Below are 24,815 nucleotides of genomic sequence, written 5' to 3'. Positions count from 1 at the left end.
GTCATGCTTCATGAACACCGCGGCGGCCGCCAAACATTCCCTGCTGTCAGGGATCCCTGCAGGCGGCCGCCGGCTACATCAGGACGTCTGCAGGACGAACATGCTCCACGAGGCGGGAGGAAGCTCGGCCTCGAGCGCGCCGCCCACGACCTTCGCCGAGTCGAACGTCTTCGGCACCACCCGGTCGGGGTCCTCCATGCTGTTCACCGCGTACAGGTCCTCGCCACCCAGGACCGTCGCCTCGACCAGATCCGCGTCGCCGAAGTGGCGCACGTCGGTGGAGAAGGCCACGGACTCCGACGGGTGCCGGTTGACGACGAACACCGCCACCCGGCCGTTGTCCGGATCGTGGGTCGCCACGGCGTCGAGGACGGAGACGTCACCGTGCTTGGCGGTCGCCATCGTCGGAGCGACCACCCGCGGCTCGAGCACCTCCCCCTGCGCGAACCGCGCGGTCAGCGCGAACGGGTGGAAGATCGACTGCCGCCACGCCGGCCCGCCGGGCTCGCACCTGATCGAGCCGATGGTGTTGACCAGCTGGGCCTGGCAGGCGGCAGTGACCCGGTCGCTGTGCTTGAGGAGCGTGATGAGCAGGGAGCCGACGACGACGGCGTCGAGCGCCGTGTAGGCGTCCTCGCTGAGCCGAGGGGCGGAGGTCCACTCCTCCGGGGTGCCCTCCTGCTGGAACTTCTTCAGGTACCAGACGTTCCACTCGTCGAAGGAGATGTTGATCCGCTTCGGCGAGGAGAGCTTCGCCCCGACGTGGTCGGCGGTCGCGACGACCTCGCGGATGAAGAGGTCCATGTCGACCGACGAGGCGAGGAAGCTGGCGACGTCGTCGCCCTCGAGCTCGTAGTAGGCGTGCGCCGAGACGAAGTCGACGACGTCGTAGGTGTGCTCGAGCACCGTCGCCTCCCACGCACCGAAGGTCGGCATCGAGCGGCCCGAGCTGCCGCAGGCAACCAGCTCCAGGTCGGCGTCGTACTGACGCATGCCGCCGGCCACCTCCTTGGCCAGCCGGCCGTACTCCTCGGCGGTCTTGTGGCCCAGCTGCCAGGGGCCGTCCATCTCGTTGCCGAGACACCACATCCGGATGTCGTGCGGCTTGTCGGCGCCGTGCGCGATACGACGCTCGGACAGCTCGGTCCCGCCGGGGTGGTTGGCGTACTCGAGCAGCTCGATCGCCTCCGCCAGACCGCGGGTGCCCAGGTTCACCGCCATGATGGGCTCGATACCGGCCTTCCGCGCCCAGGTCATGAACTCGTTGAGCCCGAACGCGTTGGTCTCGATGGTCCGCCACGCAGGGTCCAGGCGGGTCGGCCGCTGGTCGCGCGGGCCCACTCCGTCCTGCCACTTGTAGCCGGAGACGAAGTTGCCGCCGGGGTAGCGGACAGCGGTCACCCCGAGCTCACGTACGAGATCCAGTACGTCCCCGCGCAGGCCGTCCTCGTCCGCCGTCGGGTGCCCCGGTTCGAAGATGCCGCCGTAGACGCATCGCCCCATGTGCTCCACGAACGACCCGAAGATCCTCCTGTTGACGGGGGCGACGGTGAACGCCGGATCGATCGTCAGCTTGCCGTTCTCCATGGGTACCTCTCTCTGGTCTGGGCAGCGGCGTCCCGGGCGCCGGCATCCGTCCGGCGCCCGGGATCGTTCGCGGCTACTTGAGCTGGTTCTCCAGATCGGCCTGCGCCTGGTCCAGCGCCTGCTTGGCCGGGACGCCGTCCCCGAAGATCTGGTTGTACGTGCTGGTCGTGAACACCTCGTCGACCTTGGGCAGGTTCGGGTCCGCGAAGGACTCGAAGTGGCCGATGTCGCCCTTGACCTCGTTGAGCACGTCGAAGAGGTTGGTCCGGAAGTACTTGTTGAACTTGTTCTCCGGGTTGTGGGTGACCTCCTTGTCCTCCCACACCGACATGTTCACCGGGTCGAAGCCGAGCTCCTCCCAGACGGCGACGTTGGCCTCCGGCGACAGCTTCGCGAAGCCGAGCCACTCCATCGCGAACTCCTTGTCCGGGGAGCTGTCGATCACCGCGGTGCCGGTGCCGCCGCCACCGATCGTGGCGACCTCACCGCCCTCGATGATCGGCGCCGGTGCGATCGCGATGTCGCCGGCCAGGTCGGGCATGTAGTCGACGAACCGGGAGGTGTACCAGGCCGGGTAGACGACGGCCGCGTACTCGCCGTCGTTGATGGGGCCGTAGGCCTCCTCGATGTCCGGGCTGCCGCCCGGGATGGTCGAGAGCGCGCCGGCCTTCTGCATGTCCTGCAGCATCTCGACGGCCTCCACGACCTCGGGGCTGTTGACGGTGACGTTGCCGTCCTCGTCGAACAGGTTCCCGCCGAGCTGCGCCATGATCAGCGGCTGCACGATGTTGGTGTCGGTGCTGGCGATGCCGAACGCCTTGCCGGTCGCCTTGTTGTACTTGGCGCCGGCCGCCTTGAAGTCGTCCCAGGTCTTGATGGTCTTGTAGTCGACCCCGGCCTTCTCCATCAACGGGACGTTGTAGAAGGCAACCTGGGCACCGACGTGGGTCGGGAAGCCGAGCTGCTTCCCCTCACGGTTGTACAGGTCCATCCGGGCCTGCACGATGTCGTCCTCGTAGGGCTCGGCGGCCTCGGACAGCTCTGCCAGCGGCGTACGTCCGTCCTCGGAGACGAAGTTGGAGAACTTGTTCACCTCGATGTCCACGACGTCCGGGAGCCCCTTGCCCGAGTTCACCGCCAGCTGGAGCTTGTTGTGCATCTCGTCGTACGGGAAGACCGTGACGTCGAGCTTGATCTCCTTGTCGGGGTTCTTCTCGTTCCACGCCTCGGCCATCGCCTCGTAGTAGGTGCCGTGCAGCTCGGCGAACACCCACATCTCGATGCTGGTGCGGCCCTGGGCGTCGGGCCCGCCTTCTTCCTCGGATCCGCCGCAGGCGCTCAGCGCGAGCGTCGCGGCGAGCCCTGCGGCGAGTAACGAGGTGATTCTCCGCCTTGTCGTCATGGTTCTCTCCATCTGTGAGGTTTGTACAAGGGGTCACCCCTTGAGCGCCCCGGCCGTCATCCCAGCGACGAAGAACCGCTGGAACAGCAGGAAAAGCACCAGGACGGGAAGGAGCGAGAACATGGATCCGATGATGAGAAGCTCGTAGTTGTTCTCATGCGGGGTGAGCAGGGTGTTGAGCCCGATCGGGAGGGTGAACTTCGACTCCGAGCGCAGCACCAGCAGCGGCCAGAGGAAGTTGTTCCAGATGATCATCCCGTTGAGGATGGCCATCGCCGCGAACGCCGGTCTCGCCACCGGCACCACGATCTTGAAGAAGATGCCGAACTCCGTGGCGCCGTCCATGCGGCCCGCCTCGAGCAGGTCCTTGGGGATGCCGAGGAAGTACTGCCGGAAGTAGAAGATCGTCACCGAGGCGGCCAGGAACGGCAGCACGATCACCGAGTAGGAGTCGTCCAGGCCGACGTCGTTCACCAGGACGTACAGCGGGAGCATCATGATCTCGAACGGCACGGCCATGAGCAGCAGCACGGCGATGAACATCGCGGTCTTGCCCTTGAAGTCGTAGACCGCGAAGCCGTAGGCCACGAACGAGCTCACCAGCAGCGTCCCGGCCACCTGTACGACGGTGAGCAGGATCGAGTTGGCGAACCACCGGAAGTACGGCCCGGAGTCGGTGAAGAGCATCACGTAGTTGTCCAGCGACAGCGAGCCGAGATCGATGTCGAAGGAGAGTCCTCGCCGGATGACGTCGTTGCCGTCCTGGAACGTCGCGACGAACATGATGAGCAGCGGCGCGAGCACGACCAGGGTCAGCACCAGCAGGAACGTGGTCTGGATCGAGCCGTGGAGCCAGTAGGGCAGCTGCACCCTCGTACGGGGCGACCGCTCGGCGCTCATCGGGCGCTCTCCTTCTTGAAGGTTCCGCTGAGCGTGAGGAAGGTCAGGTTGATGGCCATGATGACCACGACCAGCACGACACCGACCGCGGAGGCGAAGCCCAGGTCGTTCTGCTCGATCCCCCGCCGGTAGAGGTAGCCGATCACCGTCAGCCCCTGGTCGTTGGGCGAGGAGTTGCCGCGGTAGAGCATGAAGCTCTCCAGGAACATCGCCAGACCGCCGTACACGCTGATGGTGGTGACGTAGACGATGGTCGGCTTCAGGTTGGGCAGGGTGATGTGGAAGAACTGCTGCAGCCTGCTGGCCCCGTCGATGGTCGCGGCCTCGTAGTACTCCTCCGGGATGGACTGCATCCCGGCGAGGAAGTAGAGGATGTTGACGCCGGTCCAGCGCCACATCGCCAGTGCCAGCAGGGCGATCAGCCCGCCGGTGTCGATGCGGAGCCACCGGACCGGGTCGAGGCCGAACAGCCCGACGATCTGGTTCATCAGTCCGGTGCCGGTCTCGGCGAACATCAGCCGGAAGATGATCCCGGCGACGACGACGGAGGTCAGCGCCGGCACGAACATCGAGGCCTTGAAGACCGCCTTGACGCGGTCGCTGCCGATCTTGGAGTTGATGAGCGCCGCCAGCACCAGCGGGATCGGGATCAGGAGCGCGATGGTCAGCACCATGTAGCGGGCGCTGTTGAACATCGCCTTCCAGAAGAGCCGGTCCTCCCAGAGCCGCTGGTAGTTGTCCAGACCGATGAAGGCGGCCTGTCCGAACACCACCTCCTGGGTGCTCAGCATGAAGGTGCGCGCGAGCGGGAGCAGCCAGAAGGCGAGCAGCGTGATCACGAACGGCGCGATGAAGAGATAGGGCGCCGCCCTCTGCGAGTACAGCAGCCGCCGGAGAACGACCATGAAGACTCCTCTTCGCTGAGGTATCACACGCGGGTGGGGGCATCACCACCGGTTTACGACGATGTACGTCTCTCACCAGCGGATTTACTACGTGGTAATCAGCGCATATCCTTGTCCTGCGGTCAGACCCTGTCAAGACCCGAACGTGACATTCGCCACACGAAGTGTGGAAAAGGGCAGGCAGGGGCTGGCGCGAAACACCGATGTAGGCTGCCCCTGAACCGGGGGCACGAGGGAACACGAGGCGACGATGGCTGTGACGATGCGCGACGTCGCGATCCTGGCCCGCGTCTCGCCCAAGACCGTGTCCAACGTGGTGAACGACCATCCGAACGTGCACCCCGACACGCGTGCCCGCGTGCAGCAGGCGATCTCCGAGCTGGGCTACCGGCCGAACCATTCCGCGCGCGGCCTGCGCTCGGGCCGCACCGGCGTCATCGGACTGGCGGTGCCGGAGCTGAGGCAGGCCTACTTCGCCGAGCTGGCCGACGCGGTCATCGCGGCGGCGGCCAAGCGCGGGCTGAGCGTCATCGTCGGACAGCTCGGCGGCGACCGCGAGCACGAGATCGAGCTCCTCACCCACGGGCTCCCCCAGACCGACGGTCTGCTCTTCAGCCCGGAGCGACTCGGCACCGAGGACCGCGACCTGCTGGCGTACGTCGACTTCCCGATGGTCATGCTGGGCGAGTGGATCTTCGGTGGGCCCACCGACCACGTGACGATGCACAACGTCAGCGCGGCCCGCGCAGCCGTCGAGCACCTGATCTCGCAGGGGCGCCGGCGGATCGCCGTCATCGGCGCCCACCCGGACGACGAGACCCGCGTGATGGGGCCCTCGAACCTGAGGATCCAGGGCTACCGGGAGGCGCTGGCGGCCGCCGGTATCGAGCACGACCCACGCCTCGAGCGCGTCGTCGCGCCCTGGCATCCGGAGGACGGGGCGGACGCGGCCCGGCTGCTGATCGAGTCGGGGCTGGAGTTCGACGCCATCTTCACCCTGACCGACGCGCTCGGGCTCGGTGCTCTCCGGGCTCTCGGCGAAGCGGGGCGCGTCGTGCCCGACGACGTGGCCGTGATCGGCTTCGACAACATCACCATCAGCCACCTCACCATGCCCTCGCTCTCCAGCATCGACCCCGGCCGCGCCGAGATCGCGGAGACGGCGGTCGGCATGCTCGTCGAGCGCATCGAGTGGGGCGCGGGGTCGTCGCGGCCGGCCCGCCTGCACAAGGCTGCCTTCGACGTCATCGTGCGGGAGTCCTCCGGCGGGACCGCTTCCGGGGCAGCGGAGGCCTCGTCACGGAAGCCCGGCGCGACGGCTCAGGCACTCAACGGTTGAGCCACGCGAAGGGCTCCTTCCCGGCCTCCACCCGGTTGACGAGCCTGCCGACCTCCGCGACCTCGATCTCCACCACGTCGCCGGGCTGAAGACTGAAGTCCATGTCGGGGACGATCCCGGTGCCGGTGGCCAGCGCCGCACCGTCGGGGAAGTCGTTGGCGGCGAACAGGTGGTCGACGAGCTGCTGGATCGGACGCACGAGCTGGTCGGACGATGTCTCCGCGGCGACGACCTCGCGTCCGCCCCTCCGGACCACCAGGGTGATGGCGAGGTCGGTGGCGTCGGGGACCTCCCACGCCGGCCTGATGCCTGTCGCGAGCGCTGCTGCACCTGCGTACACCTTGGCCTGAGGGAGGTAGAGCGGGTTCTCGCCCTCGATCGAGCGGGAGCTCATGTCGTTGCAGACGGTGTATCCGACGATCTCGCCGTGGGCGTTGACCACGACGGCGAGCTCCGGCTCGGGTACGTCGTGGCCGGAGTCGGTGCGGATGCCGACCGGCTCGCCGTCGGTGACCAGGCGCCAGGCCGGTGCCTTCAGGAAGAGCTCGGGCCGCTGCGCGGAGTAGACCTTGTCGTAGACCGACTGCTCGGCGCTCTCCTCCATCCGGGCGCTGCGCGAACGGGCGTAGGTGACACCCGCGCACCACAGCTCGGCCCGGCCGTCCAGCGGGGCGAGCAGGCGTGCGGACGCGACCGGGACCGGCGCCGCGGAGGCGGACTCGACGGTCGCCCGCAGCTCGTCGTGCGGCATCGCGAGGAGGTCGGCCATGGACCCGACGCCGCTCACCGGGGTGATCTCGTCATCGGTGCGCACGCCGACCCGGGGGCCGTTCCCGCTGTCGTATCGGACAAGGTGCATCGTCTGCTCCTCAGTGGTTGTCGCGTGGGGTGCCCTTGGTCTGCGCGACGCGCTGGTACTTCACCGCGGGCTCGAGGACCATGCCGTCGGCGAGCTGGCCGACCATGGACCGCTGGATCTCCTGCCACGGGGTCTGCGACTCCGGCACCGGGAACTCCCCGAGCGCCTCGCGCCGCTCGGCCAGCTCCTCGTCGGTGACCAGCATGTCCGCCCGTCCCGTGTTGAGGTCGATCCGGACCCGATCGTCGGTACGCAGCAGCGCCAGGCCTCCACCGGCGGCGGCCTCGGGCGAGGCGTTGAGGATCGAGGGCGACCCGGACGTACCGGACTGGCGGCCGTCGCCGACGCACGGCAGCGAGTGCACGCCCCGCTCGATGAGCGCGGCGGGAGGCTGCATGTTGACGACCTCGGCCGAGCCCGGATAGCCGATCGGGCCGACACCACGGATGAACAGGATGCACCCCTCGTCGACCTCGAGCGCCGGATCGTCGATGCGGGCGTGGTAGTCCTCGGGCCCTTCGAAGACGATCGCGCGACCCTCGAACACGTTCGGGTGCTCGGGGTCGGAGAGGTAGCGCTCGCGGAACTCGTCCGAGATCACGCTGGTCTTCATGATCGCGCTGTCGAACAGGTTCCCCGTCATCACGATGAAGCCGGCCTGCTCCACGAGCGGGTCGTCGAAGCCGCGGATCACCTCGGGGTCCTCGCTCACCGTGTCGCGGCAGTTCTCGCCGATGGTCCGTCCGTTCACGGTGAGCGCATCCTCGTGGATCAGCCCGTGCCGCATCAGCTCGTGGACGACGGCCGGCACCCCACCTGCGCGGTGGAACTCCTCGCCGAGGAACCTGCCGGCGGGCTGCATGTCGACCAGGAGCGGGACCGGGTGCCCGATTTTCTCCCACTCCTCGATGCCGAGGTCGACCCCGATGTGCCGGGCGATCGCGTTGATGTGGACCGGAGCGTTGGTAGAGCCTCCGATCGCCGAGTTGACGACGATCGCGTTCTCGAACGCGTCCCTGGTCAGGATGTCGGAGGGCTTGAGGTCCTCGTGCACCATCTCGACGATGCGCCGGCCCGTCAGGTAGGCCACCCGGCCGCGGTCACGGTGCGGCGCCGGGATCGCCGCCGAGCCGGGCAGGCTCATCCCGAGGGTCTCGGCGAGGCTGTTCATGGTGGCGGCGGTGCCCATGGTGTTGCAGTGGCCGGGCGAGGGCGCCGAGGACGCGATCAGCTCGGTGAACTCCGCCTCGTCGATCTCCCCCGCCGCGAGCATCTCGCGCGCCTTCCAGATGATCGTGCCCGAGCCGATGCGCTCGCCCTTGAGCCAGCCGTTGAGCATCGGCCCGCCCGAGAGCACGATCGCCGGGATGTCGACCGTGGCCGCCGCCATCACGCACGCCGGCGTGGTCTTGTCGCACCCGGTCGTCAGCACCACCCCGTCGAGGGGATAGCCGTAGAGGACCTCCACCAGACCGAGGTAGGCGAGGTTGCGGTCCAGCGCCGCCGTCGGCCGCTTCCCCATCTCGTGGATCGGGTGCACCGGGAACTCGAACGCGATCCCGCCCATCTCCCGGATCCCGTCGCGTACGCGCTGCGCCAGCCCGAGATGGTGGCGGTTGCAGGGCGCCAGGTCCGAGCCGGTCTGAGCGATGCCGATCACCGGCTTGCCCGACTGGAGCTCCTCCCGGGTCACGCCCCAGTTCAGGTAGCGCTCGATGTAGAGCGCCGTCATCGCGGGGTTGGCCGGGTTGTCGAACCAGTCCTGGCTGCGCAGTCGGGGGGCGTTTACCACGTGGTAAACCCTAGCGCCGGCAAGCACGGCGCGCGCTGAAAATCACTCGGTCGTGCTCGCCCGCAGAACGGGCGGCTAGGCGATGACCTCGCGAACCAGCCACTCCAGGGTGGACTCGACCAGGATCGCGTCGGCGTCGGCCTGGGTGACCGGTCCCCGCTTGCCGACGATGAGGGAATGGTCCGCGCCCGGGATCGGGGTGACCTCGATCCCCTCGGGGAACTCCTCGGGCCTGCCGAACCTGTCGCGGGTGCCCTGCAGCACCAGCGTCGGCACCCTCGCCTCCAGCAGCTCGTGGGCTCGTGAGACCTGGGGCTTGCTGACCGGGTGCAGCGGGAAGGCCAGGCAGAGCGCTCCCGCGGCGCCGAACCCGCGCGCCGTGCGGACCGCCGAGCGGGCACCGGCGGAGCGGCCTCCGACCACCAGCGGCGTACGCACCCGCATCCAGTTGGCGGCCAGCGTCAGCGCGGCGTCGAGCGACTTGGGAGGCGTGGCGACCGGCTTCCCCTTGACGCGCCAGGGCTGCTCGAAGCGGACCACGGTGATCCCCTGGGCCGGCAGCGCGTCGTTGAGCGCCATCAGGTCGTGGGTGTCGATCCCGTTGCCGGCGCCGTGGGAGAGCAGCAGCGTCGCCTGTGGTCGTCGCGCCCGGCGGGTGTAGAGCCGTCCTTCTCCGTAGGGCGTGTCGATCATCTGCGTCGTGGTTCCACCCATGTCATCACCAGGTTTCCTCGAGCGGCAGGGGCTCGATGAGTTCACGGCCGTTGTTGCGTACGTTGCTCACCAGCGTCGAGACCGGGTAGGCCTCCAGCCGGCCCGGCGCCGCCGGGGTCAACAGGTCCACGTCGCCGGGCCGGGTCGGGTCGAGCCACTGGTCCCAGCGCTCGCGTTCGACCATGAGCGGCATCCGGTCGTGGATCCGGCCCAGGGAGTCCTCCGCCTCGGTGGTGATCACCGTGCAGCTCCACAGCCAGCGGGTGGGGTCGTCTTCGTCCTTGGCGGGGTCGGGCCACAGCTCGTAGAGCCCGGCCATCGCCAGCACTCCCCCGTCCTTCGGCGTGATGAAGTAGGGCTGCTTGCGGGGCTTGCCCTTGGCGTCCTTCGCGTCGGTGGCGTACCACTCGAAGTAGCCGTCGGCCGGCAGCAGGCAGCGGCGCTTGGCGAAGGCCCGGCGGTAGGCGGGCTTCTCGCCCACCGTCTCCATCCGGGCATTGATCATCCGGTTGCCGATCTTGACGTCCTTGGCCCAGGAGGGCACCAGACCCCAACGTACGGAACGGAGCTGGCGCTCGCTGGAGGTGTTCTCCTCGTGCGGCGGGCGCTCGAGGACCGCGTAGACCTGGTCGGTCGGCGCCACGTTGTAGCTCTCGGTGAGCGGCTCCTGCAGGCGCAGCTCATCGATCTCGAACTCCTCGGCCAGCTCGTCGGGTTGGCGGCTGGACGCGTAACGACCGCACATACGTTCACCTTAGCGCCGCCGGACGGTGCTGTTTCCAGGTATTACGAGGCTCCGCGGGCGAGCTCGTCGAGCAGGAAGCCTGCCGATCTGTCGTTCTCCGGAAGCCCCTCGATCCAGATCCGGTCGGCGCTGTGCTCGACCATCCGCTTGAGAAGGCCCAGCCGCTTGACCAGCGTCTCGTCGCGCGGGGCCACCACGACCATCCGGCTGTGACCGACCTGTCCGACGGCGGCCGCACCGGCGAAGACCGTGCGGGCCGTCTGGCCCAGCAGCGACATCCGACGGGCGGTGGCGATGCTGTCGGTCTGCCCGCCGGTGCCCGGGACGTGGGCGTCGGTGACGACCAGCGCGTGGCTGCACGCCTTGGCCTCGCGGTAGAGGTCCGAGATGCGCTCACGTACGTGGGCGAGCGTGGAGAGGCCCGTGAGCGGGTCGGCGCAGGAGATCGTGTGCAGGTAGCCGAGCGTCGCCTCGCTCCAGGCGACGGAGAGTGCGTGCACCTCGGCGAAGGCCGGGTCGCGGCTGTGGACGGTCTGCGTCGTCAGCCGGAGGTCCTCGAGGCTCTCCCCGAGCGGTACGCCGATCTCGGCGAGGTCATGACCGACCACCCAGCAGGCCTCGGCGACATAGCTGCTCCGCTCGGCCAGCGCCTCTGCGACAGCCTCGAACCGAGGCGGCAGCGCCGCCCGCTGCTCCTCGGAGAGCTCTGTGGTCTCAGGCGAGGTGGACGCACGCGCACGCCAACCCCGGGAGAACAGCCGCACGACTCACCTCTTTCCTCGTGTTTCCTGACGTTGCTGTGGTTCCTCGTTCGAAATCGTCGGTCGATGGATACAGTGGTGCGCGCGCCGATCTCCTGCGCGCCCACGTGGACGTGACGGGCGAAATCGGCAAGCATGACGCGATAGAGACCCACCTTTTCCGGGTTTTCTCCAACTTGTTGTCCGATCCCGGGAAGGGGGCGTGACGTGCGGGCCGCCGCAGTCGTTAGCACAACGCATGTCTTCCGTCGGCGCAAGCCGCGTCATACCTCCGTCCTTCTAACGTCTCTGGTGCCGTGAGCGAAACGACCCCCACCTCCCTACCTACCCTCGACGCCCCTGGCGACGCCGAGCTGATCACCGCCGTCCGCGGTGGCGACCTGGATGCGTACGGGACGCTGTTCGAGCGCCATGTCGAGGCCGCTCGCCGCCTCGCCCGTCAGCTGGTGTCCCAGGGAGACGTCGACGACCTCGTCTCCGAGGCGTTCGCCAAGGTGCTCAACGTGCTGCAGAGGGGCGGTGGCCCGGACCTGGCCTTCCGCGCCTACCTGCTGACCTCGCTGCGCCGGCTCCACGTGGACAAGATCCGGGCCGCCTCGAAGCTGACCACCACCGACGACCTGACGCCCTTCGACCCGGGCGTGCCCTTCGAGGACACCGCGGTGTCGGGCTTTGACAACCAGGCCGCAGCCAAGGCGTTCCAGCAGCTTCCCGAGCGCTGGCAGCAGGTGCTGTGGCACACCGAGGTCGAGGGCCAGAAGCCGGCCGAGATCGCGCCGATGCTCGGCATGTCCGCCAACTCGGTCTCCGCGCTCGCCTACCGGGCCCGTGAGGGCCTCAAGCAGGCCTTCATCTCCATGCACGCGCAGGACGCCGTCGAGGAGGCCTGCGCCACCACGCGCGCCAACCTCGGCGCCTACATCCGCAACGGCCTGTCCAAGCGCGACGCGAAGAAGGTCGACGACCACCTGCAGGACTGCCGTCCGTGCACCGCGATCTACCTCGAGCTCACCGAGGTCAACTCCGGGATGGGTGCTTGGCTCGCTCCGGCCCTGCTCGGCACCGCGGGCGCGGGCTACCTCGCCGTCGGTGGCGGTGTCGCCGCCAAGGGCGGTGTCGTGCTCTTCTTCGGGCGGGTCAGGGACTGGGTGCTGGGCGATCCGGTGGGACGTACGGTCGCGGGTGGTGCGGGTGTCGCGGCCGCCGCGGCCGTGGCCGCCGGGTTGGTGCTCACCGGTGGCGACCCGGCCCCGAAGGTGCCGGCCGCCGAGGAGCCCGCTGCGGAGGCACCCGCCGACCCGGCACCCGCCGCTCCTCCCGCCGCTCCTCCCGCTGCGCCTCCCGCCGCTCCGCCTGCCGCGCCGCCCGCCGACCAGCCGGCCGCACCTCCTGCCGACCCGCCGGCCGCACCTCCCGCCGACCAGCCCGCCGACACCGCCCCGGCGCAGACCCAGGAGGCGCCGGTCATCACCTCGCCGCTGCCCGAGGTGCAGGTCGCTCCGGGTGGCAAGGCGGTCATCGACCTGACCCAGGGCGCGACCGACGCCAACGGCGACTCGCTCTCGGTCAAGGAGGCCAACGTCCGCGCCCCCGCCCACGGCGCCGTCACCGTGGGCGGCACGTCCTCGGGTGGCAAGGGCCGCGGCCCGAGCGGCATGATCTTCGGCGGCCTGCGGATGGCCGATGAGCCGGTCACCACGGTCACCTACACCGCCGACAAGGGCTGGCGCGGGACCGACACGATCGAGTACGTCCTCACCGACGGCAACGGCGGCGAGGTCGCCGGCACCGTCGACGTCACCACGCCCAACGCCGACCCGAATGCCACCGGCGACGCCGCGACCCTGACCAGGACCCCGGGATCGAACGGCAACGGCGAGGGCAACAACGGCAACGGAAACGGCAACCAGCCGTCGACGGCGCAGGGCACCATCGACGTGCTCGCCAACGACACCGACGACAACGACGACACCCTCGAACTCGTCGAGATCGTGGACCAGCCTGCGCACGGCCGTGCCGAGATCGTCGACGGCAAGGTCGCCTACACGATGACCCCCGGCTACGACGGCGCCGGCGACACCTTCACCTATCGGATCTCGGACGGCCACGGCGGCAAGGACGTCGGTGCTGTGGAGGTGACCTTCGAGGATGCTCCGAAGCACGACCCAAAAGTCGAGGTTAGCGCCACCCAGCAGGGCGGCGGGTTCGGTGCGACGTTCCTCGGCCTGGCCGGGTGGACGAGCTACGTGGCCGCCACCGCCGAGGTCTCCGGCCTCCCCGAGACCGCAGCGGGTCGGTCGACCAACCTCGTGATCACGGTGACGGGCCTGGAGCCGGCCTACCTCGGCTGGCAGGCCTGTGGCACCTTCGCTCCCCCGCCGACGGGCAGCACCTACTCCTACGAGTGCGAGCTGACCGGTGACGGCACCGCGGCGCAGGTCAACTTCATCCCGAGGGCGGGCGAGACCTGGACCTTCGAGGCCCGCATCGTGCCGGACGGTTACGAAGACAGCGACGCGAGCAACAACCACCGCACCGTCTCGGGGTCCGCGGGCCAGGAGCCCACGCCGACCCCGACGCCCTCTCCCACCGAGACCCCGGACGTCCCGCAGGTGCCGACGCCACCGACCACTCCCGACGTGCCGCAGGTGCCCACGCCGCCGACCACTCCGGACGTGCCCCAGGTGCCGACTCCGTCAGATGTGCCCAGCACGCCGAGCGTTCCCAGCGAGAGCCCGTCGCTGCCCGAAGACCCCGACGAGCCCAGCGACAGCGCCGACCCGGACGAGACACCCGAGGTCGAGCGTGGGTCCGTGTCCGGCGGTCTGACCTGGAAGGGTTTCCTGAAGGCGCTCGGGATCGAGTGAGCCCATCGCCGGTTCCATCCCCGGTGACCGACGGCCGCCTCGGCTCTCAGAACCTCTAAAGTTGGACCTGTGACTACGACGACCGACCGTGCCGCTGACCCTGCCAACGGACCGGCCGACCCCTGGCCGGCTCCCCGTGCACAGGGTCCGGTGACGGCGACGGTGTCGCTGCCCGGGAGCAAGTCGCTCACCAACCGGGCGCTGCTGCTGGCCGCGATCGCGGACGGGCCGAGTGTCGTACGTCGTGCGCTGCGGTCGCGCGACACGCTGCTGATGGCGGCAGCGCTGACATCGCTGGGGTCGCACGTGGACACCTCGGGCGACGACTGGGTGGTGACGCCTGGGACGTTCGGCGCCGACGCCGAGGTCGACTGCGGGCTGGCGGGGACGGTGATGCGGTTCGTACCTCCGGTGGCCGCGCTCTCCACCGGCACGATCGCCTTCGACGGCGACCCGCACATGCGCAAGCGGCCGGTCGGCGAGGTGCTGCGCGCGCTTCGCGATCTCGGCGTGGACATCGAGGGTGACGGGCTGCCGTTCACCATCCGCGGCGCCGGCTCGGTGCCCGGCGGCACCGTGGTGGTCGACGCCTCGGCCTCGAGCCAGTTCATCAGCGCGCTGCTGCTGGCAGGGGCGCGCTACGAGCAGGGCGTCGACATCCGCCACGACGGCAAGCCGGTGCCGTCGCTCCCCCACATCGACATGACGGTCGCGATGCTGCGCGAGCACGGCGTCGCGGTCGACGCTCCGTCATCGGGTGGCGACGCCAACCGCTGGACCGTGGCGCCGGGGCCGATCAAGACCCTGGACCGCACGATCGAGCCGGACCTGTCCAACGCGGCCCCCTTCCTGGCGCTGGCGGCGGTCTCGGGAGGGACCGTGACCGTGCGCGACTGGCCGCAGGCCACCGACCAGCCGGGCGACCAGCTGCGCGAGGTGCTCGCGCTGATGGGCTGCGAGGTGCAGGTGGGCGACGACGGGCTCACCGTGACCGGGCCCGAGCGGCTCACCGGGATCGACCTGGACATGCACGACATCGGCGAGCTCACTCCGGCGGTCGCGGCCCTCTGCGCGCTCGCGGAGACGCCCTCGCACCTGACCGGCATCGGCCACATCCGCGGCCACGAGACCGACCGGCTCGCCGCGCTCGCCCGGGAGCTGGGCGCTCTCGGGGCCGACGTCACCGAGCACCCCGACGGGCTGACCATCCGGCCGGCGACGCTTCACGGCGGGGTGTTCCACACCTACGCCGACCACCGGATGGCCCACGCCGGCGTGATCATCGGCGCCGCCGTCGAGGACGTCCTGGTCGAGAACATCACCACCACGTCCAAGACCTTCACCGACTTCGCGCCCTTCTGGGCAGACCTGTTCTGACGACATGGCGAAGGCACAGCGGCGCTACGGGACCGAGGACGTCGAGCACTACGACCGTCCCCGGCGCCGCACCCGCCCGCGGACGAAGGACCGGCCCAGCTACGACGACGCCGACCTCGGCCGGGTGATCACGGTCGACCGTGGCCGGTTCACGCTGGTCATGGACGACGTCCCCGACGTCGAGGTGTGGGCGGTCAAGGCCCGCCCGCTCGGCCGCAAGGGCGTCGTCGTGGGCGACCGGGTGAAGGTCGTCGGCGACACCTCGGGTGCGGAGGGCGCACTGGCCCGGATCGTCGAGGTCGAGCCCCGGGAGACGGTGCTGCGGCGTACGGCTGACGACGACGACCCCGTCGAGCGGGTCGTGGTCGCCAACGCCGACCAGCTGGTGATCGTCACCGCGATCGCCGACCCCGAGCCGCGCACCGGGTTCATCGACCGCGCGCTGGTGGCCGCCTACGAGGCGGGCATCGACCCGCTGCTGTGCATCACCAAGGCCGATCTGGCCGACCCGGAGACGCTGGTCTCGACCTATCGGTCGCTGGGGGTGCCGTGGGTGGTCACCCAGCGGGGCGGCGACATGACGGCACTGCGCGACAAGCTCGACGGGCGTACGTCGGTCCTGCTCGGCCACAGCGGCGTGGGCAAGTCGACGCTGGTCAACGCGATCGTCCCCGACGCAGGGCGAGAGGTGGGGCACGTCAACGCGGTCACCGGCCGGGGACGGCACACGTCCACCTCGGCCCTGATGCTGCCGCTGCCGGACGACGCGGGCTGGATCGTGGACACCCCGGGGATCCGTACGTTCGGACTGGCCCACGTCGAGCCCGAACGGCTCATCGTCTCCTTCCCCGACCTGGAGGAGGCGACGGCCGAGTGCCCGCGAGGCTGCACCCACGCAGCGGACGAGCCCGAGTGCGGTCTGGACGCGGCGATCGAGGCCGGCAGCCTCGATCCCGAGCGGGTCGCGTCGTTCCGTCGACTGCTCGAAGCCCGGTCGGTGCCGGCGTACGCGCTCTGACCTGGGGCGACTTCCCATGCCCTGGGCGGTGTTTTCGTGGGCAACCGGTTACCAGGGGAGGGTTCGCTGCGGAGCGGGAGCCACTAGAGTGATGCCTCGTGGCGAGCACTCCTGACTACAACGACGACCTGCGGCTGGCGCACCTGCTGGCCGACGACGCCGACTCGCTGTCGACGTCGCGGTTCAAGGCGCTCGACCTGCACGTCATGACCAAGCCCGACCTGACCCCCGTCTCGGACGCGGACAAGGCCGTGGAGGAGTCCATCCGGCGCACGCTCTCCCGCGCGCGGACGCGCGACGCGATCACCGGTGAGGAGTCCGGGTCCTCCGGCTCCTCCAGCCGGCGCTGGATCGTGGACCCGATCGACGGGACGAAGAACTTCGTGCGCGGGGTGCCGGTCTGGGCCACCCTGATCGCGCTCGCGGTCGACAACGAGGTCGTGATGTCGGTCGTCTCCGCGCCCCAGCTCGGGCGGCGCTGGTGGGCGGCGAAGGGTCAGGGGGCCCACACCGGCAAGTCGCTGATGAAGTCGACCCGCTGCCAGGTCTCGGACGTACGCCGCCTGGAGGACGCCTCGATGTCCTACTCCTCGCTGCACGGCTGGGAGGAGCGCGAGCGGCTCGAGGACTTCCTGGCGCTGATGCGGAGCTGCTGGCGCACCCGCGCCTACTCCGACTTCTGGTCCTACATGCTCGTCGCCGAGGGCGCCGTCGACATCGCGGTCGAGCCGGAGCTCGAGGTCTACGACATGGCCGCGCTGGACATCATCGTGCGCGAGGCCGGCGGGTCCTTCACGTCGCTGGCCGGTGACCCGGGGCCGTGGGGCGGCAACGCGCTGGCCACCAACGGCCACCTGCACGACGCGGTGCTCTCCTTCCTGGGCGGGCTCCCCGACGGCAACAACGACGCCGACTGGCCGGCCGCCCAGCCCGGGTCGGTCACCGCGTTCCGTCGTCCGGCGAGCGAGTAGACCGTCACACGAACCTCTGGCGTGACGCGAGTCACAGCCGCTACCGTTGATGCATGAAGATCGCGGACGTACTCACTCGCAAGGCGATCGCAGAAGTCGTCACGATCGCATCAACCGCCACCGTGCGTGACCTGCTCGGGGTGCTCGCCGAGCACGGCATCGGGGCCTGTGTCGTCAGCAGCGACGGCGCGGCCGTCGCCGGGATCGTCTCCGAGCGCGACGTCGTGCGGCGCCTCCACGAGAACGACGCGCTGCTCGCCGCCGAGGTCTCCTCGATCATGACCGCCGAGGTCGAGACCTGCGCCCCCGACGCCACCATCGACGAGATCCTGGGCATCATGACCAAGCGCCGGATCCGGCACATGCCGGTCGTCGCCGACGGCGCCCTGGTCGGCATCGTCAGCATCGGCGACCTGGTCAAGCACCGCATCGACCAGCTCGCCTTCGAGCGCGACCAGCTCGAGGCGTACGTCCACCAGACGTAAGGCCGTTCCACAGGTCTGCACAGGACCTTCACAACTTCTGCAGCCTTTCCGGCCGCTGCGGCTTCTAGCCTGAGCATGTGCCAGAACATGTGACCGCCACGCGCCGGGTTCTCGTGGTCGAGGACGAGCCGGTCATCAACCAGGCCGTCTCGGATCGCCTCACCGCCGAGGGATACGACGTCGTCCGGGCGTGGGACGGGCCGGGAGCCGTCTCCTGCTTCGAGGAGACCTCGCCGGACCTGGTCGTCCTCGACGTGATGCTGCCGGGCTACGACGGCCTCGAGGTCTGCCGCCGGATCCAGGCCGTACGCCCCGTGCCGGTGCTCATGCTCACCGCCCGTGTCGACGAGGCCGATGTGCTGGTCGGGCTCGGCGTCGGGGCTGACGACTACCTGACCAAGCCGTTCCGGGCGCGCGAGCTGGTGGCCCGGGTGAACGCGCTCCTGCGGCGCGTGGAGCGGGCGGCCGAGCTGGCCGGGGCGCCGCGGCGTACGGCTGAGATCGGCGGGCTGCGGATGGACCCGGCGGCGCGACGGGTGTGGGTCGACGGGTCCGAGGTCAGGCTCACGCCGACCGAGTTCGACCTGCTGGTCTGCCTGGCCGCCGACCCGGGTGCCGTGGTCACCCGCGAGCGGCTGCTCGCCGAGGTCTGGGGCTGGAACGACGCCTCGGGCACCCGCACCGTCGACAGCCACGTGAAGGGGCTGCGCGCCAAGATCGGGTCCGCGCGGGTCCGGACCGTGCACGGTGTCGGCTACGCGCTGGAGGCCGGGGAATGACTCCGCTGGAACGGGTCTCCTCGATCAAGGTCAAGCTCGGCCTGCTGGTCGCGGCGAGCGCCCTGGTGGCGGCGGTGGTCGCCTCCGTCGGACGGATCACCGGGGTCTCCCCGTGGATCTCGATCCCGGTCACGATCGGGATCGCGCTCGCGGTCACCCAGCTGCTCGCGGCCGGGATGACCTCGCCGTTGCGGCAGATGACGGTCGCGGCCCGCCGGATGGCCCGGGGCGACTACTCGGTCTCGGTGCCCGCCGGCGGGGCCGACGAGGTCGGCCAGCTGGGCCGCGCGTTCAACACGATGGCCAGCGATCTCGGCGCGGTCGACCGCCAGCGCCGCGATCTGGTCGCCAACGTCTCCCACGAGCTGCGTACGCCGCTGGCGGCTCTCACCGTCGTGCTGGAGAACCTCGTGGACGGCGTCGGGTCCGACCCGGCTGCGCTCGAGACCGCGCTCGGCCAGGCCGAGCGCCTGAGCCGGCTCGTCGAGGACCTGCTCGACCTGGCGCGCGTCGATGCCGGCAAGGCGCCGTTGAGCACGTCATCGGTCGAGCTCGCACCGCTGCTGGAGGCCTGCGTCGCGGAGGCACGGGTCAACGGGCGGCCGGTCACCTACGAGATCGACGCGCCGGACTCTCTTGTCGTCGAGGCCGACGCCGATCGGCTCAGCCAGCTCGTCGTCAACCTGCTCGACAACGCCTCCCGGCACAGTCCGCGCGACGGCGTGGTGGTCGTGCGCGCCGGTCTCGACGGCGATCGCTACCACCTCGAGGTCCTCGACTCCGGGCCCGGTGTCCCGGCCGCCGACCGGGGTCGCGTCTTCGAGCCCTTCGGCACGCTCAGCGCCTCCGCCGAGGGCGGCGGGACCGGGCTCGGGCTCGCCATCGCCCGGTGGGTCACCGACCTGCACGGCGGCTCCATCGCCTTTCTCGACCCGTTGCCCGGGGCCGCCGGCGCCCGAGTGCGTGTCGACCTTCCGCTGCGGCCACCCGCACGTCCCATCACCAGTCATCTCACCCCCACCCACGAGGAGAGCCAGATGCCCACCACTCCCCCGGCGGCCGAACCCGCCCAGCCCGCCGAACCCTCCCCGTCGGTCGACGCGCCCACGACGGACCCCAAGGCCGCCTACGCCACCCCGTCCGTCCTCGACGACATCTTCGGCACCTACTGGCCCGACTCCGGTGTCGCGGGCAGGTTCGGGCTCTTCATCGGCGCTGTGGTCGCCGGCCTGCTCGGCGGGCTGCTGATCCCCGACCGCAATGCCGGGCTCGGGACGGTCATCGTGCTGCTCGCGGCCGGCGGGGTCGTGATGCTGGCGGGCGAGAGGCGTCGCAGCTGGTTCTCGATCGTCTGCTACGTGCTGTTCGCGCTGCTCTCCTCGGTCGCGGTGTTCCGCGACGCCGAGTGGATCGTCGTCCTGTGCCTGCTCACCGCGATCGCGGTGATCCTCTGCGCCTCGACCGGAGCCAAGACGCTGCTCGGGATCGTGCTGACCGGGATCTCCTGGCCCTTGGCCGGTCTCCGCGGGATCCCTTGGCTGGGCCGTACGCTGACCAGCGTCTCCGGACACGGTCACGGAGCCGCGGTCGCGCGCACCACGGTTCTCTCGCTGCTCGGGCTGGTGATCTTCGGGCTGCTGTTCACCACCGCCGACGCGGTGCTGGGCAGCTGGGTCGACCAGTTCGTTCCGGACGTACGTCCCGACACCTTCGCGGCTCGGATCTTCATGACCGTGTTCGTCTTCGGGGTCGTGATGGGCGCCGCCTACCTGGCCGTGAACCCGCCCCGGATCGACCGCAGCGAGCGTACGTCCCAGCCCGTCGCCAACCGCTACGAGTGGCTGGCCCCGGTCGGTGTCGTCGTCGCCGTCTTCGCCGCCTTCCTGATCGCCCAGGCGACCGCGGTCTTCGGCGGCGAGGACTACCTGCGGGAGACGACGGGGCTGACGTACGCCGAATACGTCCACCAGGGGTTCGGCCAGCTCACCGTGGCGACCGCGCTGACCCTGCTGGTGATCTGGGCGGCGGCGCGCAAGGCCCCGGTGGAGACCGTGGCCGACCGGCTGTGGCTGCGGGTCGCGCTCGGGCTGCTGGCCGCCGAGGCGCTGGTCGTCGTCGGGTCGGCGCTGTATCGGATGCACCTCTACCAGGAGGCGTACGGCTTCACCCAGCTCCGCCTGCTCGTCGACGTCTTCGAGGCGTGGCTCGGTCTGCTGGTGATCGCCGGGCTGGTCGCCGCGGTGGCCGGCCGCGCGATCGGCGGCGGACTCTGGCTCGGCCGGTTCGCGCTGGTCAGCGGTGCCGCGGCACTGCTCGGGATCGCGGCGATCAACCCGGACGCCTGGATCGCCGAGCACAACGTCTCGCGCTACGAGGAGACCGGGAAGATCGACACCGACTTCCTCGCCGGGCTCAGCGACGACGCGGTGCCGGCCCTCGAGAAGCTCCCCGACGACCTGCGCGGTTGCGTGCTCGGCACCAACGACCGCGAGGGCGACTGGCTGGAGTGGAACCTCGGCCGCGAGCGGGCCGACGGCATGACCCCGACCTATCCCGCGACGACCGACACGGCCGACGCGGCGGCGGTGTGCCCCAGCGAGACTCGATACGTAGACTGATTTCTCATGAGCCAGAAGCCTGAGATCGACTTCGTCGACCCCACCCCTCCGACCGACCTCGTCATCAAAGACATCACCGTCGGTGACGGCGAGGAGGCCACCGAGCGTGACCGCGTCTCGGTCCACTACGTCGGCGTGGCGCTGTCCACCGGCGAGGAGTTCGACGCGTCCTACAACCGCGGCGAGCCGCTCGACTTCCGTGTCGGCATCGGCCAGGTCATCCAGGGCTGGGACCAGGGCATCCTCGGGATGAAGGTCGGCGGCCGCCGTCAGCTCGTCATCCCGCCCCACCTCGCCTACGGCGACCGCGGCGCCGGTGCCGTCATCAAGCCCGGCGAGACCCTGATCTTCGTCTGCGACCTGGTGAAGGTCGAGAAGTAACCCACCCGAATCAGTAGAACTGGTCGCCGAGTCGGTAGTTGTGGCGGCCGAGAACGTAGTTGTGGGCGACGAAACTCCAGTTTCGTCGCCCACAACTCACTTTTCGGCGTCCGAAACCACCGATTCGGCGGGGGTCACCAGGGGACGTCGAAGTCGGCCTCGTCGGAGACCCGGGCAGCTTGGCCGGCGTACTCGACCACGTCGCCGACGCGGAGCTGGCGGCCCCGGCGGAGCTCGGTCTCGCCGTTGACCTTCACCTCGCCCGCGGTGATCGCCGGGCGCGCCTCCGAGCCGGTCTCGACCAGGTTGGCCAGCTTCAGGAACTGACCGAGGCGGATGACCTCGTCGGTGATGGGTACGTCGAAGGGCTCGCTCACCCTCTCATCCTCTCCCGCCCGCCGAGGCGTCACAAATATCGGCCGAGAGGGCACGCGGTGACGCCTCGGCCGACGTACGTGACGCCTCGGCGGGTCAGGACACCAGGACGGTGATGGTGTGGATGATGACGCCGACGAGGCCACCGACGATGGTGCCGTTGATACGGATGAACTGCAGGTCGCGGCCGACGAAGAGCTCGATGCGGCGGGCGGCCTGCTTGCCGTCCCAACGCTGGATGGTGTGGGTGATGACGGTGGTCGCCTCACGGCCGTAGCGTTTGACGACGTAGACGGCGACGTCGGAGGCGAGGGCGTCGTAGCGGCGCTGGAGGGTCTCGTCGAGGACGACCTTCTGGGCGTAGCGGACGACCTCGTCGAGGGCGCGGCGGCGGACGACGCCCTCGGGGTCGCGCAGCGAGGTGGTCAGCGCGCGGCGCAGCGCGTCCCAGATGGAGATGGCGGTGTTGATGACGCCGGGGTGGTCGAGCACGCGCTCCTTGAGCCGCTCGGCGCGCTCCATGGTGGCCTCGTCGTGCTGCAGGTTGTCGGCGAGGTCGGCGAGCATCGTGTCGATCGCCTTGCGGGCGCGGTGCTCGGGGTCGTCGCGGATGTCGGCGATCCAGCGGACCAGCTCGACGTGGATGCGGGCGGTCACCGGCTCGCGCAGCACCTGTGGTGTCCACCAGGGCGCGCGCTCGCCGAGCACCTCGGTGACGATCTCCTCGTTCTCCTCGAGCCAGCCGTGCAGCTCGACCAGCGCCAGGTCGACCAGGCCGTGGTGGACGCCGTCGTCCAGCGCCGCCTGCAGCGTGCCGCCGATGAGGGGCGCGATCTGCTCCTCGCGCAGGCGGGGCACGAACCCGTCCTGGATGATCTCGACGATGTGCCGGTTGCTGATCCGGGAGAGCCCGTCGGCGACCACGGTGGAGACCTCGTCGACGACCCGCTTGGCGTTGGCCTCCTCGGAGAGCCACAGCGCGAGCCGCAGCGACGGCATCGCGACGCCGAGCCGCTCGCGGATGGTCTCCTCCTGCAGGAAGTTGTCCTGGACGAACTCCTCCAGGCTGGCGCCGAGCTCGTCCTTCCGCTTCGGGATCAGCGCGGTGTGCGGCACCGGCAGCCCGAGCGGGTGACGGAACAGCGCGGTGACCGCGAACCAGTCGGCCATCGCGCCGACCATGGACGCCTCGGCGCCGGCGTTCACGAATCCCCAGAACCCGTGCATACCCAGGGTCAGCAGATAGACGATGGCGGCCACGACCAGGAGCCCGGTGGCGACGATGCGCATGCGGCGCAGTGCCTGGCGGCGTACGACATCGGCCTCGGTCTCGACCATCAGGCCGCCGATGCCGACGCCCCCAGGAGAACTCATGGGCTCAATTGTGCCGGGTCGCCCCACGCGACGGCGACAGCAACACCAGGACCCTAGTTTCTATAGGCTACTCACGGGTTGGCCCACAGGTGAGTTACAAAGCACCCAAGGGCGTCACCGATCCCTTCCCCTGATCGTTGGAGTGGGCGAGAGTGCCTCGGGGGAGGCACACGTCCCACCGAGGAGATACATGTCGTCGCACAACGCGGACGGTGTGGGGTCGCATCTGTTCGACTCGTCGAGGAGCGCTATGTCGTTGACCACCGCCGCCAAGGTGGAGGTTCTCAGCGTCCTCGTCCGCGCCGGCCGGGAGGCCCGCGCCCCACTCACCCCGCACGACTGCAACACCGTGGTCGAGACCAGCGCCCATCTCGCCGAGATCGCGCCCACCCTTGCCGAGGGCACGCCGGGCGATCGTGCCCGCGCGACCCGCTCCGCGATGGAGCTGTTCCTCTCGGTCGACTGCCCGCAGCTCGCGCCGGAGCTCCGCGAGGAGCTCGCCAGGGCCGTCGAGCACGTGGTCGTACGTCATCCGGCGAGCGCCGCCTAGATCAAGAAATCCTCACGCCCGAGATAGTTTCAGCAAAATTGCCGTCGCAGCCCCACGGGCCTCGGCGGCATGTTTGTATTTAAGAGGAAACTCAGGGGAAACGACTCCCAGGAACGATGGCGGGACTCGTAGCTCCGCGGGTTCATGACTGGGAGGTAGTTGCATGACCATCGTCAGGGCCGCAATCAGCCAGACCACCTGGACCGGGGACAAGGTCTCCATGCTGGACAAGCACGAGGGCTTCGCGCGTGATGCGGCCGCGCAGGGCGCCCAGGTGATCTGCTTCCAGGAGCTCTTCTACGGGCCCTACTTCGGGATCACCCAGGACAAGAAGTACTACCGCTACGCCGAGCCGGCCGACGGGCCGATCGTGCAGCGCTTCGCGAGCCTGGCCAAGGAGCTCGGCATGGTGATGGTGCTGCCGATCTACGAAGAGGCCGACACCGGGATCTACTACAACACCGCCGTGCTGGTCGACGCCGACGGCACGATCCTCGGCAAGTACCGCAAGAACCATCTGCCGCACGTGGAGAAGTTCTGGGAGAAGTTCTACTTCCGCCCGGGCAACCTGGGCTACCCGGTCTTCGAGTGCGCGGTCGGCAAGGTGGGGATGTACATCTGCTACGACCGCCACTTCCCCGAGGGCTGGCGCGAGCTCGGCCTCAACGGGGCCCACATGGTCTTCAACCCCAACGCCACCAAGCCCGGCCTCTCCAACCGGCTGTGGGAGGTCGAGCAGCCCGCCGCCGCGGTCGCCAACGGCTACTTCGTGCTCGCGCCCAACCGGGTCGGCCTCGAGGACAACGAGTACGGCCCGGAGGCGGTCAACTTCTACGGGATGTCGCAGATCGTCGACCCCCGCGGCAACTACGTCGGCGAGCTCGGCTCGGGCGAGAAGGAGGAACTGCTCGTACGCGACCTGGACATGAACATGGTCCAGGAGATGCGCGACGACTGGCAGTTCTACCGCGACCGGCGGCCCGATTCGTACACCGCCATCCCCCGACCCTGAGGAG

General features: G+C 69.6%; 22 protein-coding genes. 11 read left to right on the top strand and 11 right to left on the bottom strand.

The window, feature by feature from the left end:
- Positions 1-78: 78 nt before the first annotated feature.
- The 4 genes from arfA to HD557_RS05280 form a co-directional block, all read right to left on the bottom strand.
- The gene (arfA, locus tag HD557_RS05295) at positions 79-1,587 is read right to left on the bottom strand and encodes an arabinosylfuranosidase ArfA (protein WP_196873148.1); all 1,509 of its coding nucleotides are present in this window, start codon (positions 1,585-1,587) and stop codon (positions 79-81) included.
- 73 nt (positions 1,588-1,660) lie between these two features.
- A complete protein-coding gene (locus HD557_RS05290) occupies positions 1,661-2,989 on the bottom strand; it encodes an ABC transporter substrate-binding protein (RefSeq protein ID WP_196873147.1) in 1,329 nt (442 codons plus the stop codon).
- Between the two features lie 33 nt (positions 2,990-3,022).
- Positions 3,023-3,889 carry a carbohydrate ABC transporter permease gene (locus tag HD557_RS05285; RefSeq protein WP_008362066.1) on the bottom strand — a complete coding sequence of 289 codons (867 nt, stop codon included), beginning with the start codon at positions 3,887-3,889 and terminating at the stop codon, positions 3,023-3,025.
- A complete protein-coding gene (locus tag HD557_RS05280; protein WP_008362064.1) occupies positions 3,886-4,794 on the bottom strand; it encodes a carbohydrate ABC transporter permease in 909 nt (302 codons plus the stop codon). The genes HD557_RS05285 and HD557_RS05280 overlap by 4 nt, the downstream gene beginning before the upstream one ends.
- A gap of 250 nt (positions 4,795-5,044) precedes the next feature.
- Between HD557_RS05280 and HD557_RS05275 the strand changes: the two genes are divergently transcribed.
- Entirely contained in the window at positions 5,045-6,133 is a 1,089-nt protein-coding gene (locus HD557_RS05275) for a LacI family DNA-binding transcriptional regulator (RefSeq protein ID WP_231380185.1), read from the top strand.
- Here HD557_RS05275 and HD557_RS05270 read toward each other — a convergent pair.
- From HD557_RS05270 to HD557_RS05250, 5 genes are all read right to left on the bottom strand, one after another.
- Positions 6,123-6,992 (bottom strand): fumarylacetoacetate hydrolase family protein, encoded by an 870-nt coding sequence (locus HD557_RS05270; RefSeq protein WP_196873146.1) that lies wholly within the window; start codon positions 6,990-6,992, stop codon positions 6,123-6,125. The genes HD557_RS05275 and HD557_RS05270 overlap by 11 nt on opposite strands.
- Positions 6,993-7,002: 10 nt before the next feature.
- Entirely contained in the window at positions 7,003-8,784 is a 1,782-nt protein-coding gene (locus HD557_RS05265) for an IlvD/Edd family dehydratase (protein ID WP_307785538.1), read from the bottom strand.
- A 75-nt stretch (positions 8,785-8,859) separates the two neighbouring features.
- Positions 8,860-9,498 carry an alpha/beta hydrolase family protein gene (locus tag HD557_RS05260; protein WP_008362060.1) on the bottom strand — a complete coding sequence of 213 codons (639 nt, stop codon included), beginning with the start codon at positions 9,496-9,498 and terminating at the stop codon, positions 8,860-8,862.
- Positions 9,499-9,502: 4 nt separating this feature from the next.
- Complete coding sequence (locus HD557_RS05255) at positions 9,503-10,243, bottom strand: SOS response-associated peptidase (RefSeq protein WP_008362059.1); 741 nt, start codon at positions 10,241-10,243, stop codon at positions 9,503-9,505.
- 41 nt (positions 10,244-10,284) lie between these two features.
- Positions 10,285-11,007, bottom strand: a complete 723-nt coding sequence (locus HD557_RS05250) for a hypothetical protein (protein WP_196873144.1) — start codon at positions 11,005-11,007, stop codon at positions 10,285-10,287.
- Positions 11,008-11,300: 293 nt separating this feature from the next.
- Between HD557_RS05250 and HD557_RS05245 the strand changes: the two genes are divergently transcribed.
- From HD557_RS05245 to HD557_RS05210, 8 genes are all read left to right on the top strand, one after another.
- Complete coding sequence (locus tag HD557_RS05245; RefSeq protein WP_196873143.1) at positions 11,301-13,871, top strand: sigma-70 family RNA polymerase sigma factor; 2,571 nt, start codon at positions 11,301-11,303, stop codon at positions 13,869-13,871.
- Positions 13,872-13,940: 69 nt separating this feature from the next.
- Positions 13,941-15,248 (top strand): 3-phosphoshikimate 1-carboxyvinyltransferase, encoded by a 1,308-nt coding sequence (gene aroA, locus HD557_RS05240; protein WP_196873142.1) that lies wholly within the window; start codon positions 13,941-13,943, stop codon positions 15,246-15,248.
- Between the two features lie 4 nt (positions 15,249-15,252).
- Positions 15,253-16,266: a ribosome small subunit-dependent GTPase A gene (rsgA, locus tag HD557_RS05235; protein WP_196873141.1), complete on the top strand. Its 1,014-nt coding sequence runs from the start codon at positions 15,253-15,255 to the stop codon at positions 16,264-16,266.
- 98 nt (positions 16,267-16,364) lie between these two features.
- Entirely contained in the window at positions 16,365-17,237 is an 873-nt protein-coding gene (locus HD557_RS05230; protein WP_008362048.1) for an inositol monophosphatase family protein, read from the top strand.
- A 53-nt stretch (positions 17,238-17,290) separates the two neighbouring features.
- Positions 17,291-17,722 (top strand): CBS domain-containing protein, encoded by a 432-nt coding sequence (locus HD557_RS05225; protein WP_008362047.1) that lies wholly within the window; start codon positions 17,291-17,293, stop codon positions 17,720-17,722.
- 77 nt (positions 17,723-17,799) lie between these two features.
- Positions 17,800-18,501 carry a response regulator transcription factor gene (locus tag HD557_RS28905; protein WP_040756491.1) on the top strand — a complete coding sequence of 234 codons (702 nt, stop codon included), beginning with the start codon at positions 17,800-17,802 and terminating at the stop codon, positions 18,499-18,501.
- Positions 18,498-21,119 carry a DUF4153 domain-containing protein gene (locus tag HD557_RS05215; RefSeq protein ID WP_196873140.1) on the top strand — a complete coding sequence of 874 codons (2,622 nt, stop codon included), beginning with the start codon at positions 18,498-18,500 and terminating at the stop codon, positions 21,117-21,119. Before HD557_RS28905 ends, HD557_RS05215 begins: the two co-directional genes overlap by 4 nt.
- A 6-nt stretch (positions 21,120-21,125) precedes the next feature.
- Positions 21,126-21,500, top strand: a complete 375-nt coding sequence (locus HD557_RS05210) for an FKBP-type peptidyl-prolyl cis-trans isomerase (RefSeq protein WP_008362044.1) — start codon at positions 21,126-21,128, stop codon at positions 21,498-21,500.
- Between the two features lie 134 nt (positions 21,501-21,634).
- Here the strand turns inward: HD557_RS05210 and HD557_RS05205 are convergent, their stop codons facing one another.
- Positions 21,635-21,877, bottom strand: a complete 243-nt coding sequence (locus tag HD557_RS05205) for an RNA-binding S4 domain-containing protein (protein ID WP_008362043.1) — start codon at positions 21,875-21,877, stop codon at positions 21,635-21,637.
- 94 nt (positions 21,878-21,971) lie between these two features.
- A complete protein-coding gene (locus HD557_RS05200; protein WP_008362042.1) occupies positions 21,972-23,249 on the bottom strand; it encodes a DUF445 domain-containing protein in 1,278 nt (425 codons plus the stop codon).
- A 250-nt stretch (positions 23,250-23,499) separates the two neighbouring features.
- Here HD557_RS05200 and HD557_RS05195 point away from each other — a divergent pair, with 250 nt between their 5' ends.
- Both HD557_RS05195 and HD557_RS05190 read left to right on the top strand, forming a co-directional pair.
- Positions 23,500-23,799: a hypothetical protein gene (locus HD557_RS05195; protein ID WP_040756489.1), complete on the top strand. Its 300-nt coding sequence runs from the start codon at positions 23,500-23,502 to the stop codon at positions 23,797-23,799.
- A 163-nt stretch (positions 23,800-23,962) separates the two neighbouring features.
- Positions 23,963-24,811, top strand: coding sequence for a nitrilase-related carbon-nitrogen hydrolase (locus tag HD557_RS05190; protein WP_196873139.1), 849 nt, complete (start codon positions 23,963-23,965; stop codon positions 24,809-24,811).
- Positions 24,812-24,815: the final 4 nt, after the last annotated feature.

The sequence above is a fragment of the Nocardioides luteus genome (assembly GCF_015752315.1).
Lineage (GTDB): Bacteria > Actinomycetota > Actinomycetes > Propionibacteriales > Nocardioidaceae > Nocardioides.
The sequence above is the reverse complement of the archived record's forward strand: the minus strand, read 5'-3'. Positions and strand labels throughout refer to the sequence as shown.

Excerpts from the sequence above, each read along its gene's own strand:
- arfA (WP_196873148.1), bottom strand. The coding sequence starts at position 1,587 with ATGGAGAACGGCAAGCTGACGATCGATCCGGCGTTCACCGTCGCCCCC.
- HD557_RS05290 (WP_196873147.1), bottom strand. The coding sequence starts at position 2,989 with ATGACGACAAGGCGGAGAATCACCTCGTTACTCGCCGCAGGGCTCGCC.
- HD557_RS05285 (WP_008362066.1), bottom strand. The coding sequence starts at position 3,889 with ATGAGCGCCGAGCGGTCGCCCCGTACGAGGGTGCAGCTGCCCTACTGG.
- HD557_RS05280 (WP_008362064.1), bottom strand. The coding sequence starts at position 4,794 with ATGGTCGTTCTCCGGCGGCTGCTGTACTCGCAGAGGGCGGCGCCCTAT.
- HD557_RS05275 (WP_231380185.1), top strand. The coding sequence starts at position 5,045 with ATGGCTGTGACGATGCGCGACGTCGCGATCCTGGCCCGCGTCTCGCCC.
- HD557_RS05270 (WP_196873146.1), bottom strand. The coding sequence starts at position 6,992 with ATGCACCTTGTCCGATACGACAGCGGGAACGGCCCCCGGGTCGGCGTG.
- HD557_RS05260 (WP_008362060.1), bottom strand. The coding sequence starts at position 9,498 with ATGGGTGGAACCACGACGCAGATGATCGACACGCCCTACGGAGAAGGA.
- HD557_RS05255 (WP_008362059.1), bottom strand. The coding sequence starts at position 10,243 with ATGTGCGGTCGTTACGCGTCCAGCCGCCAACCCGACGAGCTGGCCGAG.
- rsgA (WP_196873141.1), top strand. The coding sequence starts at position 15,253 with ATGGCGAAGGCACAGCGGCGCTACGGGACCGAGGACGTCGAGCACTAC.
- HD557_RS05225 (WP_008362047.1), top strand. The coding sequence starts at position 17,291 with ATGAAGATCGCGGACGTACTCACTCGCAAGGCGATCGCAGAAGTCGTC.
- HD557_RS05215 (WP_196873140.1), top strand. The coding sequence starts at position 18,498 with ATGACTCCGCTGGAACGGGTCTCCTCGATCAAGGTCAAGCTCGGCCTG.
- HD557_RS05210 (WP_008362044.1), top strand. The coding sequence starts at position 21,126 with ATGAGCCAGAAGCCTGAGATCGACTTCGTCGACCCCACCCCTCCGACC.
- HD557_RS05200 (WP_008362042.1), bottom strand. The coding sequence starts at position 23,249 with ATGAGTTCTCCTGGGGGCGTCGGCATCGGCGGCCTGATGGTCGAGACC.
- HD557_RS05195 (WP_040756489.1), top strand. The coding sequence starts at position 23,500 with ATGTCGTTGACCACCGCCGCCAAGGTGGAGGTTCTCAGCGTCCTCGTC.
- HD557_RS05190 (WP_196873139.1), top strand. The coding sequence starts at position 23,963 with ATGACCATCGTCAGGGCCGCAATCAGCCAGACCACCTGGACCGGGGAC.